Origin of the sequence: Desertimonas flava, assembly GCF_003426815.1 — a bacterium.
GTDB lineage: Bacteria > Actinomycetota > Acidimicrobiia > Acidimicrobiales > Ilumatobacteraceae > Desertimonas > Desertimonas flava.
Map to the genome: position 1 here is coordinate 37,286 of NZ_QKYK01000012.1, position 15,387 is coordinate 52,672.

Sequence of the window (15,387 nt, forward strand, 5' to 3'; positions counted from 1 at the left end):
CCCCGAACCTAACGCTTGGTGCCAGGCACCAACCGTTAGGTGGGCGGCGGGGGTGGCACGGGCGAACTCGGCCGGCCGCGCCGGCCGATCACCCTGCGGACGACGTCGGGACCGAGGCGGGCCGGCGTGTCGCCGTGGTCGACGGCGTCGAGCACGCGCTCGAGCTCGACGGCGACGTCGGTGGCCGCCCGCCGGCCCGTGGCGGCGATGCCGGTGCCGACGCCGAGAGCGACGGGAGTGGCCAGCAGCACGGCAGGCACCGACACCGCGGCGACGACGGCGACGACCGCCGTCCCGACCGTCGCAGCTGCGGCCCCAGCGGACGCCCGAACGAGGCGATCTCGACGCCGGTCGGCCGTCACCCGCACGACGCTCGTCCCGACCCCGGTGTCGACAGCGATCGCTTCGATCCGCGCCAGGTCGCCGAGGCGCCCCTCCCCCGTGGCGCGGCGAACCGTACGGAACGTCGCGCCGAGCACGCCGGTGCGGCGGCGCCACACGCCGCGCCCGTCGCGGAGCCGATCGCGGCGAAGGTGGTGGCCGCCCACGAGCCACGAATCGAGCCGGGCCATCACGACGTCCGGATGGCCGGCGATCTCGGCGTCGGCCGACACGTCGGCCCCACCCAGCAGCCCGGCGCCACGACCGCGAGCGGGCTCCGGACCGAGGCGTTCGAACGCCAGCGCCCGGCGCACCTCGGCGGGGTCGATCCCGGCCTCGACCGCGGCGGCCACCACCGTCTCGTCGTCGAGCCGGTCGACATCGGTCGAGGCGCCGTCCCGCCGATCCGGGCCATCGGCCGCGCTCGCCCGCTGGAACACACGCCGGGCCGTCGCCCGATCGAGCCGCACGTCGTCGACCACCAGGTTCAGGTTATGACACTCGTGGAGCAGTGGCGCCGCACGCCGGCGGCATCAGCGACCGAGCGGCGCCGCGCTGGCCATCACCGACAGCAACTCCTCGCGCGCCGGGCCGAGCTTCGGTTGGGGCGGGCGTTGGTCCTTCGCCGCGTGCGCGGCACCGGCCGCGGCGAGCACCTGCGGGTCAGCGAGCAGCGCGGTCGGATCGTCGAGCATGTTGAACGACCGGAAGAACGCCCGGAACACGTCGGCGTCCACACGCGTCGCCTCGAGCAGTCCGTTGATGATGAAATCCCGGGTCGCCGCGGCCACCGGGTCGGGCTCCGAGCCCTCGTGGGACGACGTGTGCAGCTTGATGCGGTCGGCGTCCTGCAGGCAGGACACGACGTAGTGGGGCTCGAGGTCTCTGCGCATCGACTCGTCCATGGCGAGCGCCACGCCGACGCGGTCGCGCCCGTGCTCGCGCAGCGCTGCCGAGAGCGCTTCAGCGGCGATGCCGGCCTGCGAGCAACCCTTGCCGTACCAGGGGTTGGTGGTGAGCGCGGCGTCGCCGATCACGACCAGCCCGGTGGCGACGGGCTCGCCGTCGACGACGAACCGGCGGATCCGGTTGGTGAGCCGGGCCATCGCCTCGACGTCGGTGATCGGGTCGGCGAGACCGTCGGCCGTCCAGGGCTCGAGCGGGGACAGCGTGCGGACGGCGGCCTCCCACGCATCGACGTCACGCAGCGCCAGCAGCTCGCGGTCCACCGTCGGCACCCCGAACGTGATCGAGAACGTGCCGTTGTCGCCGTAGAACCCGGCGAATCCCAGATACCCGAGGTCGCCACCGGCGCCGCGCTCGGTGAGAACGGGCAGCTCGTGGCCGTCCCGGAGCCGGTAGAAGCGCGACAGGTAGATGATGCCCGCCTCGGACTCCTCTTCGGTCGGCTGCACCTTGCCGCCGAGCGCGGCGATCCAGTCCATGACGGGCGAGTTGCGCCCGCCGCCGACCACGACGAGGTCGGCGAGCACCTCCGACCCGTCGGCGAGCCGGATGCCGCGCACGTCGGTGCCGTCGGCGACGAGCCCGTCGACGGCCACGCCGCGGCGCCACATCACCCCGGGCTCGGCGGTGACGACGCGGCGCAACACCCACTCGATCGTCAGCCGCCGGCAGCACCACAGGACGAGCTCCTCGTCACCTGGGCGGGGGGCGCGGTCCTCGATCCCCGGCGGCAGGATGCGCTCGACGGTCAGCTCGGTGGCGCCTTGCTCGGCGAGCATCTCGAGGACGTCGGGTGCCCGGTCCTTGAGGATGCGGCGGAGCCGGGCCAGCAGGGCGTGGGATTGACGGGCGTGCGGCGCCCCGCGGCGGTCCCACTGCTCGAACGCCTCGTCGGCGGTCTCGGGGAGATCGGTGTCGTCCCGCTCGAACACGGTGATGCGGTGACCGTCCCGGGCGAGCAGCAGCGCGGCGAGCATGCCGGCGATACCGCCGCCGACCACGGCGATGTCCTGGGGGACGGCGACCGGATCCCGATGCGGGCTCATCGAACCGCTCCGAGGAAGTCGATCAACGCCGCGTTCACCTCGTCGGGGCGTTCCTGCTGGGTCCAGTGACCGCACCCTTCGAGGATCAGCGAGCGGTGCAGCTTGGGCAGCGTCGAGCCGAAGGCGGCGATCGCCGGGCCGCCCCAGATGGTCGGACCGTCGCGGTCGCCCCCGATGAAGAGGGCCGGGACGTCGATCGCCTTGCCCCGGAACGCGGCAAGGTCCTCCCAGTCGCGGTCGACGTTGCGGTACCGGTTGAGGGGGCCGCGGAACCCGGTGTGTTCGAACTCGCTCGTGTACACGTCGAGGTCGTGCTCGGTCAGCCAGCTGGGCAGCGGGTCGGGTTGGTGGAACCGGTCCTTCATCCGGGCGCCGTGGGGAATCGTCGCCACCGTGCCGGCGGCGGGGTCGGGCGGTGGGGCGTCACCCGACGCCGTGTACATGAAACCGCTCAACCAGCCACGCACGTCGGCTTCGATCTCGGCCTCGGCGCGACCGGGCTCCTGGAAGTACTCGATGTAGAACTCCTCGTCTCCCGCCATCGCCCGCATCGCGGCGAGCGGGCGGATGGCCGACGGCGGCGAGTACGGCACCGAGAGGCCGGCGACGGCGGTGAACACGTCGGGGCGCAGCAGGGCCGACGTCCAGGCGATCGGAGCGCCCCAGTCGTGACCGACGATCGTCGCCGTCTCCGTGCCGAGCGCGGCGACGAGTCCGACGTTGTCGGCGACGTGCCGGACCATGCGGTAGTCCTCGACGGCGAGCGGCGCGGCCGACCGGCCGTAGCCGCGCACGTCGATGGCCACCGCTCGATAACCGGCCGCGGCGAGGGCGGGCAGCTGGTGACGCCACGAGTACCAGGACTCTGGAAAGCCGTGGACGAGGAGGACGAGCGGGCCGTCGCCGGCCTCGACGTAGTGGATGCGTGTACCGGCGGCGTCGGCCACCTGGGCGGTGGCGCCGTCGGGAAGCACGTCGTTGGACATGGGGTCGAGCCTTTCGGACGTTCGGGGTGCAGAGGTCGGCGGTCGGTCGGTCGCCGACCCGTCGGAGTGTTGAAGCGCACCCGAGTGCTGGGGACCCCACAGGGGGGCGCCCGACACTCGGGTGGGTCGGGGCGGGAGGCGTCAGCGGGTGGCGATGACGCCGGCGCGGGCGTCGGGTGCGTAGCCGCCGGCGGCGTCCCACGTGACGGCGCCGTTGACGATGACCGTGTCGATACCCTCCTGGCGGCGGATCCAGCGGATGCCGTCGCCCGGGAAGTCGTCGGATGCGATCTCCGGACCCCGACCGATGCGGTCCGCGTCGAACACCACCACGTCGGCGGCGCGGCCGGCGGCCAGCAGGCCGCGGTCCTCGATGCCCCAGATCGTCGCCGGGTCGAGGGTGATCTTCTTCACCGCCGCCTCGAGGCTCAGTGACTTCGTCTCGCGGACGAACTCGGAGAACAGGTAGCCGGTGTCGCCGAACGTGGAGAACGAGCCCACGTGGGCGCCGCCGTCGGATGCGCCGACGTGCACCAGCGGATCGGCGAGCAGGTCGCCGACGACCGCCGAGTTGTCGTGACCGATCGACTCGCGGATGAACCAGGTGCCGAGATCCTCGTCGAGGGCGAGATCGACGACGGCGTCACCGTGCGAGCAGCCGCGCTCGGCGGCGATGTCGTCGATCGTGCGGCCGACGAGATCGTTGTTGCGCTCGTTCACCACCTCGCGCACCACGAACGCACCCGAGCCGAGCCCGGCGTTCGGGCGGCGGGCCAAGCTGTTCATCTCGTCGACGAGGGCCTGGCGACGGTCGTTGACGGCGGCGACCTTGTCGGCGTGATCGCGGATCGAGGCGACCTGCCACCACGACGGCATCGTCAGCAACATCAGGCTGCGCTGGTCGAGCGTGAAGCTGATGTCGATCGGCCGGGTCTGCACCTGCGGCCACACGGCAGCCCCACGCGCCCGGGCCTGCTCGACCGCCGCCATCACCTGGGCGACCGCCGTCGGGTTGGCGTCGGAGTGGAACAGCGGCGACAGCGTCGTGGTGATGCCGTGGCGCAGGGACAGTTCGGCCAGCTGCTCGACACGGGCGACGGTGAGCGCCGTGTCGTAGAACTCGTGGACGATCTGCAACACCTTGTCGCGCTCGCCGAGCACGGCGGCCAGGGCGTCGAGCTCGGCCGGCGCGGCCCAGCGACTCGGCACCGGCCGGTACGTCTCGTCGATGTCGACGAAGCTCGTCGACAGCCCGACGGCGCCGGCATCGAGGCACTCGCGCAGGACGTCGGCCATCTGGACGATCTCGCCGGCGGTCGCTTCGCGCTGCTGGGCGTCGGGGCCCATGACGAACATGCGGATGACGGAGTGGCCGACGAGCGGCACCACGTTGAGGGCGATCTGGCCGGTGAGCGCATCGAGCCACGAACCGAAGCCCTCGCCCCACCGCCAGTCGACGCCGGCGGCGAAGGTCGGCTCGGGCATCTCCTCGATCAGGCGGAACATCCGGCTGAACGCGTCGCGCTGGTCGGCCTTGAGTGGGGCCAGCGACAGCGAGCAGTTGCCGGGGACGACGGTGGTGACACCGTGCTCGATGGCCGGGAAGGCGTAGGGATCGAAGCACAGCTGGGCGTCGTAGTGCGTGTGCGGGTCGATGAATCCGGGCGCCACCACCTTGCCGGCGGCGTCGAGCACCGTCGCCGCCTCGCCGGCGCGTCCGCCGACGGCGACGATGCGGCCCTCGTGGATCGACACGTCGCCACGGCGCCCGGGCAGGCCGGAGCCGTCGACGATGAGCCCGTCACGGATGATCAGATCGAGCATTGGGTGCTCCCCCGTTCCCTTGCTGATGTTGTTGTTGCTGTTGTTGCTGCTGCTGTTCCCGCGCGGCCTGGTGCGGCGACGGCCGTTGGCGTGCGTCGCTGAGGCCCGGGCGCTCGAAGGCCGGGAGCACCACGCTCCAGGGCTGGCCGACGAGATCGTCGATCGAGGCGATGCCGGCCCGGTCGAGCGATGCCATGCACGCCTCGACGTCGAGCGAGATCGTCGAGCGGCCGCCGTTCTCGTAGGTCATCTCGACTTCGATCTCGGCCCGCCCGTCGTGGCCCCCGACGATGCTCGCCCGGCTGATGACGGCGGTCACGACGCCGGCGGCGGTTCCGTGAAGACGATGTCGCTCGGCAGGAGGCCGACGATGCCTCCGCGAGCGGCGATGTGCAGGTTCCACGACAAGAGCTGTTGAGCGGCACCCTCGACTCCCGGCAGGACTCGCTCGGCGATCGTGTCGAGGGTGTCACCCGGTTGCGGTGTGATGAACGTGCGGGCCCCCATGGCCGCTACCGTAGCCCTTGTTGAACGTCGTCCAATAAGCGGACGAGCGTGATGTCGGCACCGGAGCGGCGATGCGAGAGGCACCAAGGAGGATGACGGCGTGAGCACTGTCGAGGACGCGCCGCGTCGCCTTCGCATGGACCCCGACGCCCGCCGTGACCAGATCCTGCGCGTCGCCGCCCGCCTCTTCGCCGACCGTCCCTACAGCGACGTGTCGATCAGCGACATCGCCGGGGCGGCCGGCGTCGCCCGCGGGCTGCTGCACCACTACTTCGGCTCCAAGCGCGAGCTGTACCTCGAGGTGGTGCGCGTCGCCGCCCGCGCCCCGCTCGGCACACGATCGCCGGACACGCTCGGTACGCCCGAGGCCTGGGCGACGGTGGTCGACAGCTTCATCAGCGCCGTCGAGCACAACCCCGATCGCTGGCTGAGCGCCGTCAACGCCGGTGCGCCCGAGAGCGACGACGACGTGGCGGCGATCCTCGACGAAGCCCGCGAGATCCTCGCCGACCAGACGCTCGTCGCCATCGGGCTCGGTCATCGCGCCGCCGACTCGGCGGTCCGCGCCTTCGTGCGCGCCTGGGGCGGCTTCGTCCAGGAGCTCACCATCGAGTGGGTCGGCCGCCACCGCATCGATCGCGAGCGGGTCCGAAGGACCATGTTGGCCACCCTCCCCATCCTCGTCGCCCAGGTGCTTCCGGTCATCGACGGGCACTGATTCGGGGCGCGAACGACCGCCGGCGCGGCGCTCATAATCAGGTGACCTGTGCATCGGCGCGCCGTACGATCCCGCGCGTGACGCGGTCGCGCATCGCTCGTGGCCTGGTGGCCTCGTTGGCAGCGGTGGCCGGTCTGTGCGTGTGGGTCGCGCCGTCACCGGCGAGGGCCGCGGGTGAGTTCACGGTGTCGCCGACATCGCTGAGCTTTCCGGCGACGTTCGTCGGGGCCACGTCGTCGATCGGCGTCACGATCACCAATGCGTCGAATGCCACCCTGAGCCCGAACTTCAGCGGCGGCGCACCCCTCGACGCCGCCAACTTCGGCGGCAGTCAGAACTGCGCCGGCAAGACGTTCGCCCCGGGCGACACGTGCACGTTCACCTACGAGTTCGAGCCGAGCAGCCCGGGCGGGCACTCCAGCAGCACCACCATCGGAATCGACAGCGACAACTTCTCGATCTCGATGTCGGGCGAAGGGCTCTTCCCGTTCACGGTGTCACCGCCGACCCTGGCCTTCCCGGGCACCCCGGTCGGGCAGACGAGCACGATCCCCGTCATCATCACCAACATCAGCAACGCCAGCCAGTCACCGAACTTCTCCGGTGGCGCGCCGATCGACCCGACCCATTTCGGCGGCAGCCAGGACTGCGCCGGCAAGACGTTCGGGCCGGGCGACACGTGCACGTTCACCTACGAGTTCAAGCCGGCCGCGGCCGGTCCGTGGTCGAGCACCACCACGATCGGGGTCGACAGCGAGAACTTCGCCATCTCGATGTCCGGCACGGGGACCGATGGCAACGCCACCACGACGAGCAGTTCGACGTCGACGTCGACGTCGACGTCCACGACCACCACCACCGACCCCAACGTCCAGACGGGCCCGGCAGACGTCACGACGACCAGCAGCGCGATCCCGTCGTCGACCGTGGCCGGCGGGATCGAGATCGTGCCCGGCCCGCTCGCCGAGGGGCCCGCGCAGGTGATCGCCCAGGGCGTCGTCGAGTTCCCTGCCGGCGCCGTCGGGTGGGATCACGAGACACTCGACGCGGCCGGCTGGCCGGTCTCGTTCACCGATACGTCGGCGTCCTTCGTCGCCATCGACGGTCCCGACGCCGTTCTCGTCTCCATCGGATCGGCGTCGTCGGCGCTGCTCGACGCCGGCGAGGCGTTCTTCCTCCCCGCCGGATCATCGGGCTCGGCGTCCCCCATGTCCGACGGCGCGGCGTCGGCAGGTCACCGCATCACGTTCGTCGGCGCGTCCGGCCCATCCGCGTTCACCCCGGGGCCGGCGCGGCGAGACGTCAACCTGATCGGCGACACGCTGGCGCCCGGCGAGAGCCTCCAGGTCATCTCGCCGTTCCCGATGTTGGTGATCGTCATCGCGGGCGACGTGACGACCGGCGGCGGGCAGGTGCTCGCCGAGGGCTCCGTACTCACGCTGCCGACGGTCTCGCTCGACAACGCGGGCACCGCCGATGCGGTGGTGCTCGTCGCCGCTGTGGGCGGCCCGGTGCCGTAGCCGGCGCAGCGAGACGTTCAGGCCGAGAGCGAGGCGTCCTGCCGTCGCGCGCGAGACCGCCCGGGCCGGTCGCTGATCGACCCGGGCGGCTGGACACCGACATATGAAGAAGCCGAGCCCGCTCCGGAGTACCCGCCATCGCCCCGTTCCATGCGACGCCGGACCAAGTCGCCGCGTCCGGACTGAGCGTGCGGCGTCGGCCCGGGGTGGGAGAAGGCCGACGCCAGACCGCCTGCTACCCAGGACCGGCCGCGTTCAGACGAAAAGGCGTGCGCGAACCGCACGGCGATGTCGGCGAGGCGGTGATGGGCCTCGCACCGCCCCGCCGACTCTCCCCCACTCGACAGCGGTCCGAGCAGGCTCGACCGAACGGTATTCCGGACGGCGCGCCACTGTCAGCGAAATTCGGTGCGGCAGGAGAGCGCCCGCCGACGGCACGGACCTCGGCTCGGTGGGCTGCGCAACTCAGCCCACCAGCCACAGGTTCCCGCAGAGCACTATAGCTTCGGAGCTATGGATCCCGGTTGCCGGCGGGGCAGGAGAGTGGCCTGACCACCCGCCGGCAAGCGCGTCCCGCGCATGATGAAGAAGCCGCCGGGATGCAAACACGGTATCGCGGCGCCGAAGTGCCCGATGACACGCCGCTTCGACGAGCACGACCGGCAGCCGACAGGCCATCATGGTGCCCGTCGCCCCCTGACCCCCGGTTCCCCCAACTGGTGCGGGTCGGGGGCGACCGAACCGGGCGATCCCCCCGTCGCCCGGTCGTACCCGACGATGCGTTGGCCAAGTGCGCGCGCATCGACCGCCGCGCACATCGACTGCGGGCGAAGTGAGCGGCGACGGAAAACCCGAGCGGCAGGTAGGTGGGCTGCGGCGGTCAGCCCACCCACCAACTGTCCGCGCAACGAACAATAGCCCCGAAGCTATGAGTGAGGCGACCATTTGCCGCGCCGCGGGCGAGCGTGCGCCTGAACGGCCGCCGAGGCAGCAGCAACGGGATCTCTGCTGATGCCGCCGAGGCAGGCATCAGTTGATTGATGAAGCGCCGCCGGATCAAGGTCACTCAACCTCGAGTGTCACGATGCGTGACAGGCCGGCGTGTTCAGGCAGAGCGGGCGATGCCGGCCTTCTTCAAGACGGCTGCGTCGACGCCGATCTCGCGCCATGTTGAGTAGTTGATGCCCTGACGTTCGCTGTACGACTTCGCGACGGAGATGAACGCCTTCTCGATCGACGCGTGATCGACGGAGGCGGAGCGCTGGTGCAGTTCCTGCTCCAAGTCGCGACGTTCCTGGCGGAGTTTGAGCTCGGTCATCGGATCGGCTTCCTGCAGCTCGACATCGATGGCCTTCAGGCGGGCGCGGATCGAGTCCGGCGTCCGGCGGCGGCCTCGCCGGGGCCGATTGGCACGCAGCGACTCGAGATACTCCCGGACCGCACGGCCTTCGACCCGGCCCACAGCCAACGCGTTCTTGTGCTCATCCGTCATAGAGCTCTTGGGCCCGCGCTTGGCTCCAACGCGACTCTTGGCGCTATTCGGCGTCTTTGCTGCCATAGCGGACAACTCTAAAGAACGCTATGTCCATTCGCACCACGCACATCACACGTGGGCGAAACGAGTCAGAACCTGTTGGAAAGACAGGCTAGAACGCAATGCGTCGCAGGCGATATTCATGCTCTGCGCGCATCGCCGCTCTTCGAGCTGCCGGTCAGCGCGTGGCGTGAGGCAGCCCACCGGTGACGACCAGACGCCGCCGAGACGGCGTCGACGACGAGCGGTGCGACCGTCGAACGCCGGCCACATGTCATCGCCGACCGCATGTTGCGAATAAAGCTGGCTTTTGTAGACTGGTCTCCGAAGGGGAGTATCCCAGTACAGTGTTGTCGTCATCTCGGCCCTCGGCCCGGCGGCGCTGGTCCGATGACGGGCGGAGAGACCTTCGGAAGCGGTTTTGACCCACCGGAGGCACACGAGATGACAGTTCCAACCATCGACGCAGAGGATGCTGCACCGTGGCATGCGATGTCGGATGTCGATGTCGAGGCGGCATTGGGAGTGGGCCGTCGTCACGGCCTGGACCTCGATGAGGTCGTTCGCCGACGGGATGTGTTCGGCGCGAACGAGCTGGCGGACGACGGCGGTCGGAGCGCGTGGCGGCTGTTGTGGGATCAGGTTCGGGCGGTGATGGTCCTGATCCTGTTGGCGGCGGCGGCGTTGTCGCTGCTGCTCGGCAAATTGCTCGAGGCCGCAGCGGTCACCGCGATCGTGGCCCTGTTCGTGACGTTGGGGTTCGTGCAGGAGCGACGGGCCGAGCGGGCGATCGCCGCCTTGCGGCGGATGTCGACACCCGAGGTTCGTGTGCGTCGCGGTGGTGTCGACATGACGGTGCCGTCGGCGGACCTGGTACCCGGTGACGTGGTCGTGGTGGAGGCGGGCAACGTCGTGCCGGCTGACCTGCGGCTGGTCGAATCGGCGAGCGTCCGGCTGCAGGAGGCGGCGCTCACCGGCGAGTCGGAGCCGGTCGACAAGTCTCTCGATCCGGTCGCTGGCGACGCCCCGTTGGCCGACCGACGGAACATGCTGTTCTGCGGTACCCAGGTCGTCTACGGGCGCGGGGTGGGCGTCGTGGTGGCGACGGGGATGCACACCGAGCTCGGACGCATCGCAGCGTTGCTGGGGGATGTCGCGGACGAGGCGACACCGTTGCAATGCCGCCTGGATCGGGTTGGCAAGCAGCTGGCTGCGGCGGGCGTGGTCGTGGCCGGCCTCGTGGTGGCCATGGGGGCAGCCGCCGGCGAGAGTGCCGAGGATCTCATCCTCACCGCAATCGGCGTGGCCGTCGCCGTCATCCCCGAGGGTCTACCGGCGGTCGTCACCGTCACACTGGCCATCGGCGCGCAACGTATGTTGCGCCGCCAGGCGTTGGTACGACGTCTGTCGGCCGTCGAGACGCTCGGTTCGGTCACCGTCATCTGTTCGGACAAGACCGGCACGCTGACACAGAACCGCATGACGGTCACAGTCGTCGACGTGCTCGACCACGGCGTCGACCTCGACGCATTGCCGAGCGCGGCGCTCGACAGCTCGCTGGCGCGAGCCACGATCGTTGCGGGAGCACTGTGCAACGACGCCGAACTCGCGCCGGGCGCCGCGGACGGCATCGGTGATCCCACCGAGACTGCGTTGCTGGTCGCGGCGACACGGATCGGCCAGGATCCCGAGGGGTTGCGCCGGTCGGCGCCGCGCCGCGGCGAGGTGCCGTTCGACTCCGATCGCAAACGGATGTCCACGATCCACGACATCGAGGAGGCTGACCTGCGGGCACTGTTCCCGCTCGTCTCCGCAGACCACCGACTCGTGGTCGTGAAGGGCGCGCTCGACGCATTGGCATCGCGCCTGGTCGGCGTCCAGGCCGCGGACCGCGTCGCCCCGCTCGACGACGACCTGCGCGACAGAGTGCTCGCCGCCGGGGATCGGCACGCAGCTGCCGGCCTGCGCGTGTTGGCCGTTGCGTATCGGTCGATGCCGACGGACGGGTCGTCGGCGGCGTCCGTCGAGATCGAGCAGGATCTGATCCTGCTCGGGCTGGTCGGCATGATCGATCCGCCGCGTCCCGAGGTGGCCGCCGCGGTCGGCCGGTGCACCGCCGCCGGAATCCGTCCGGTGATGATCACCGGTGACCACCCGCTCACGGCACGTGCCATCGCGGGCCAGCTCGGCATCGGTGCCAGTGAGGTGGTCACCGGCGTCGACCTCGACCGCATCGACGGTGAGGGGCTGCGTGACACGGTGCGGCGCGTGTCGGTCTTCGCCCGGGTCACCCCGGAGCACAAGCTCCGTCTCGTCGAAGCGCTCAAGGCGAACGGTGACGTCGTCGCGATGACCGGTGACGGCGTCAACGACGCCCCCGCCCTCCGCCGCGCCGACATCGGCGTGGCGATGGGCATCACCGGCACCGACGTGTCCAAGGAGGCCGCCGCCATGGTGTTGCGCGACGACAACTTCACCACGATCGTCGCCGCCGTCGAGGAGGGCCGGGTGATCTACGACAATCTGCGCCGCTTCGTCGCGTTCGCCGTCGCCGGGAACCTCGGCAAGGTCCTCGTCATGCTCGGCTGGCCGATCCCGCTGTTGCTGACAGGCAACACGGCCGAGGCGGTGGCGTTGCTGCCGCTGCAGTTGCTGTGGCTGAACCTGATGACCGACGGTCTGCTGGGCCTGGCGATGGGTGTCGAGCGGGCCGAACGTGACGTGATGAGCCGCCCCCCGATCGACCCGAACGCAGGGATCCTGTCCGGACATCACGGTCGCCACACGCTCCTGGCCGGCGGCGCGATCGGCGGCATCGCTCTGGCGGTCGGGTTCACCTACCACATCGCCGACCGACCCGAGTGGCAGACCATGATCTTCACGGCGCTCACGTTCCTGCAGATCGGCCAGGCGCTCGCCACCCGTTCCACCGTCGAGCCGATCTGGCGGCTCGGGCTGCGCTCCAACCCGACCATGGCCTTCGTCGCCACCGCTGTCCTGGCGTTGACCGCTGCCGCCTTGTACACGCCGCTTCACGAGTTGCTCGACGTCGCCCCGCTCGACATCGTCGATCTCGGCGTCTGCGTGCTCGCGGCCATGGTGCTGGTCGGTGTCATCGAGGCCACAAAGACCCGCCGCCGTGGCGCCCCGTCGCCTCTTCCTGCCCCTTCGATCGACGCCGTGGAGGTGTCCGTATGAACTGCCCGACCTGCCCCGATGCCACCCTCGCGATCACCGAACGCGTCGGTGTCGAGATCGACTACTGCCCGGTGTGCCGAGGCGTGTGGCTCGATCGTGGCGAGCTCGACAAGATCCTTGCTCGCACCGGCGACGCGCCCACCGACGCGTCTCGCCGTGACAACCGCTCACCGCAGTCCGACCGCCGCGCCCGCGACGATGGCCGCGATGGCGGTCGGGACGACGATGACGTCTGGGGGAACCCACGCGCCGATCGTTCGGGTCGTCGCCGCAAGCGGTCTATGTTCGCTGAACTGTTCGACTTCTAGTCCGAGATCGGCTCGCGGTCTGAACCGCCGGGCGATCCGGCGGTTCACGTCGGCGGTCAACCGGCGAGGACGTTGGCGAAGATCTGCCACGCCAACGCGGACCACGGTGTGGCGTCTCCGTCGGGTGGCCGGGAAGACACGTCATCGGGTGCAGCTCTACGATGGACGGGTGCCCCGTTCAGCGACCGCGGCGACATCGGGTGTCGGCACCCAACGTGCCGATGCCGGCTGGACGTTCCTGACGAACCACGGGCATGTGCTGGTGTGCATCGCTCAGGATCCGGATGTGCTGCTCTCGGAGATCGCCGAGCGGGTCGGGATCCGCGAGCGGGCGGCGCACCGCATCGTCACCGAGCTCGTCGACGCCGGTTACGTACGTCGTGAGCGGGTTGGACGGCGCAACCACTACACGATCGATCCGGACCGCCCGCTGCGCCATCCGCTCGAACGCGAGCACGTCATCGGCGAGCTGCTCAGCGCCATCGCTCCGACGGCTGGACCGCCGGGCGGTCGACCCGTGGCATCGGGCGCATCGCTCGCACGAGATCCCGAAGGCTGAACGTCGCGCCGGTGACGACCCGATCGTCGACACCGCTGGGCAGCAAGCGCACGGTGGCCCAAGTTCTCCGACCGCATCGACCAGTAGGAGGATCCCGCCGAGGCGGTGCCGGTGCAGCCGCGAGTCCACCGCCAGACGCTCCGCGACCGCCTCAACAGCCGCTCAAAGGCGGTCCATCCTCAATGACCTGGGCCTGCCCCGCGCCGGATTCGAGATCGCCCGCGCCGTGAAGGGAGCCCGCGGCACAACGCCGACGGCGAACCGCGAGCACGATCACCGAGCCAGTGACGATCACGCTCACCGCCATCAGCAATGTGACGAGGCTGTTCACTCCGGTCGCCGGCAGTTGACGATTCATCGCGCCCGCCCGCCGACCTGATGCCCATCAGTCAGATTGCGGCGCGGCCGTAACACCGACGCGGGAGGCTCCCTGGCCACCGTGATCGATCTGTTCTCCCGGCGGGTGATCGGCTGGTCCGTGGCCGATCACATGCGGACCGATCTCGTCGCCGACGCTCTCACGTGTCCTCGATGTCGACGGCGTGCGCGGTCAGGAAGTACTCAGCAGCTCGAGCGCGTCGACCGCACCGTGCAGTGTCTGTTGATCGTGCGGCCGGCGAGATGGCACACGTACAGAGCGCGGCGGTCGGCGTCCGCGAGACCCAGCTTGACGACATCCGCATCGCCTACACCGGGCGGGCCGATCGGCTCACCGAAGCCGTCAGCAGCCTCACCGACGCCTGGTCGCGTCATGGCCGTTCGCGGTACGGTCCATCGACCGGGCGCGTCACGAGATGTGCACGTTTCGACGGAGGTGGGCTCAATGGCTCGACAGGATCTGATGGTACGCGGGTTGCTGGCGGCGGCCAGCGCGACGGGCGTCACGCTGGCGCTGAGTCCCGGCGGCGGGGCGGGTGTGAGCCCCGAGCCCGAGCCGTCGCCGCCCACCATGGCTGTGGCCGACTCACTGGTCGTCGATGGAATCGACTGGGCAAACCACACCTACGCCATCGCCTGCGGCGCCGTCAACGAGATCGAGCTCGCTGACGGCAGCTTTCGCCCCGAGACACACAACGGCGACGCCGACCAGCTCGACGTCGAGGTGGTCAGCGCCGAGGAGGTTCCGGGTCGCGATGGATTCGTCCTCGTCCAGCTGGCATGCGTTGCCGGCGGCCCAGGCGCCGCGTTGTCCCAGCAGCTCTATCTCGTGATGGAGTTGCCTGCCCCGTCGGACGATGCGCCGGCCGCGTCAGTCCCGTCCGAGTTCCACGTCGGACCGACCATCGCCGCCGCCGTGATCGCCGAGCCGGGTGCCACCCACGTGGTCACTTCCGACGGTGTCGTCGTCGTCGATGACGTGACGTTCGGAGCCGACGATCCGAACTGCTGCCCGTCGGTCTTCCGGAGCCAACAGGTGGTCTGGGACGACGCCGGTCGCCCCGCCGTCGTGGAAGGATCGCGGCCAGACACCCCGCCAGCACCCGACGCTGCTCCCGGGGCTGAAGCTTGTGTTGGCACCGAGCTGGCCGTGGCCTCGGCGCACCCTGCGGAGGCGCTGCTGCTGGAACAGGCGTTGTCGACCGCCGGGTTCGATCCCGGCGCGATCGACGGTGTGCTCGATGACGCGGCGATGAATGCGGTGACTCGGTTCATCGAGTTCAACGCCGGCAACCCAGCCCTCCACGACGACGACCCGAACCGGCCGTACGAGAATTTGCACGCTGAAGCCACCGACCACGGGATCGTCCGCCGTCCGGTCATCGAAACGCTCGGAATCGGCTGCCCCACCGTCGTCGCGCTACCTCCGGTTCCCGCCGGATGATCCGCGGTCGTCGCACCG

General features: G+C 70.3%; 14 protein-coding genes. 6 read left to right on the forward strand and 8 right to left on the reverse strand.

All coding sequences use genetic code 11. From position 1 onward, the window contains the following. Positions 1–35 precede the first annotated feature (35 nt). From DN771_RS15085 to DN771_RS15110, 6 genes are all read right to left on the reverse strand, one after another. A complete protein-coding gene (locus DN771_RS15085) occupies positions 36–863 on the reverse strand; it encodes a hypothetical protein (RefSeq protein ID WP_116998376.1) in 828 nt (275 codons plus the stop codon). Between the two features lie 51 nt (positions 864–914). Continuing rightward, positions 915–2,393: an FAD-dependent oxidoreductase gene (locus DN771_RS15090; RefSeq protein ID WP_116998377.1), complete on the reverse strand. Its 1,479-nt coding sequence runs from the start codon at positions 2,391–2,393 to the stop codon at positions 915–917. Further along, on the reverse strand, positions 2,390–3,379 hold the full coding sequence (locus tag DN771_RS15095) for an alpha/beta fold hydrolase (protein WP_116998378.1): 990 nt from the start codon (positions 3,377–3,379) through the stop codon (positions 2,390–2,392). The genes DN771_RS15090 and DN771_RS15095 overlap by 4 nt, the downstream gene beginning before the upstream one ends. A gap of 141 nt (positions 3,380–3,520) precedes the next feature. Further along, positions 3,521–5,203: an N-acyl-D-amino-acid deacylase family protein gene (locus DN771_RS15100; RefSeq protein ID WP_116998379.1), complete on the reverse strand. Its 1,683-nt coding sequence runs from the start codon at positions 5,201–5,203 to the stop codon at positions 3,521–3,523. After that, positions 5,181–5,522, reverse strand: coding sequence for a hypothetical protein (locus DN771_RS15105; RefSeq protein WP_116998380.1), 342 nt, complete (start codon positions 5,520–5,522; stop codon positions 5,181–5,183). Before DN771_RS15105 ends, DN771_RS15100 begins: the two co-directional genes overlap by 23 nt. Continuing rightward, complete coding sequence (locus tag DN771_RS15110) at positions 5,519–5,710, reverse strand: hypothetical protein (protein ID WP_116998381.1); 192 nt, start codon at positions 5,708–5,710, stop codon at positions 5,519–5,521. The genes DN771_RS15105 and DN771_RS15110 overlap by 4 nt, the downstream gene beginning before the upstream one ends. Before the next feature lie 100 nt (positions 5,711–5,810). Between DN771_RS15110 and DN771_RS15115 the strand changes: the two genes are divergently transcribed. After that, on the forward strand, positions 5,811–6,428 hold the full coding sequence (locus DN771_RS15115) for a TetR/AcrR family transcriptional regulator (RefSeq protein ID WP_162941983.1): 618 nt from the start codon (positions 5,811–5,813) through the stop codon (positions 6,426–6,428). A 77-nt stretch (positions 6,429–6,505) separates the two neighbouring features. Then, entirely contained in the window at positions 6,506–7,948 is a 1,443-nt protein-coding gene (locus DN771_RS15120) for a choice-of-anchor D domain-containing protein (protein WP_162941984.1), read from the forward strand. A 1,105-nt stretch (positions 7,949–9,053) separates the two neighbouring features. Here the strand turns inward: DN771_RS15120 and DN771_RS15125 are convergent. Further along, the gene (locus DN771_RS15125; protein ID WP_162941985.1) at positions 9,054–9,506 is read right to left on the reverse strand and encodes a hypothetical protein; all 453 of its coding nucleotides are present in this window, start codon (positions 9,504–9,506) and stop codon (positions 9,054–9,056) included. Positions 9,507–9,974: 468 nt separating this feature from the next. Here DN771_RS15125 and DN771_RS15130 point away from each other — a divergent pair, with 468 nt between their 5' ends. The 3 genes from DN771_RS15130 to DN771_RS30425 all read left to right on the forward strand — a co-directional run bounded on the left by DN771_RS15130 (position 9,975) and on the right by DN771_RS30425 (position 13,547). Continuing rightward, positions 9,975–12,680 (forward strand): cation-translocating P-type ATPase, encoded by a 2,706-nt coding sequence (locus tag DN771_RS15130; protein WP_116998385.1) that lies wholly within the window; start codon positions 9,975–9,977, stop codon positions 12,678–12,680. Further along, positions 12,677–12,988 carry a TFIIB-type zinc ribbon-containing protein gene (locus tag DN771_RS15135; protein WP_116998386.1) on the forward strand — a complete coding sequence of 104 codons (312 nt, stop codon included), beginning with the start codon at positions 12,677–12,679 and terminating at the stop codon, positions 12,986–12,988. Before DN771_RS15130 ends, DN771_RS15135 begins: the two co-directional genes overlap by 4 nt. A 169-nt stretch (positions 12,989–13,157) precedes the next feature. After that, the gene (locus DN771_RS30425) at positions 13,158–13,547 is read left to right on the forward strand and encodes a helix-turn-helix transcriptional regulator (protein WP_227462364.1); all 390 of its coding nucleotides are present in this window, start codon (positions 13,158–13,160) and stop codon (positions 13,545–13,547) included. Positions 13,548–13,698: 151 nt separating this feature from the next. On the opposite strand, the gene DN771_RS15145 is transcribed toward DN771_RS30425, so the two are convergent. Then, positions 13,699–13,905, reverse strand: a complete 207-nt coding sequence (locus tag DN771_RS15145; protein ID WP_116998388.1) for an LPXTG cell wall anchor domain-containing protein — start codon at positions 13,903–13,905, stop codon at positions 13,699–13,701. A 465-nt stretch (positions 13,906–14,370) separates the two neighbouring features. Here DN771_RS15145 and DN771_RS15150 point away from each other — a divergent pair, with 465 nt between their 5' ends. Further along, positions 14,371–15,369, forward strand: coding sequence for a hypothetical protein (locus DN771_RS15150; protein ID WP_162941971.1), 999 nt, complete (start codon positions 14,371–14,373; stop codon positions 15,367–15,369). Positions 15,370–15,387: the final 18 nt, after the last annotated feature.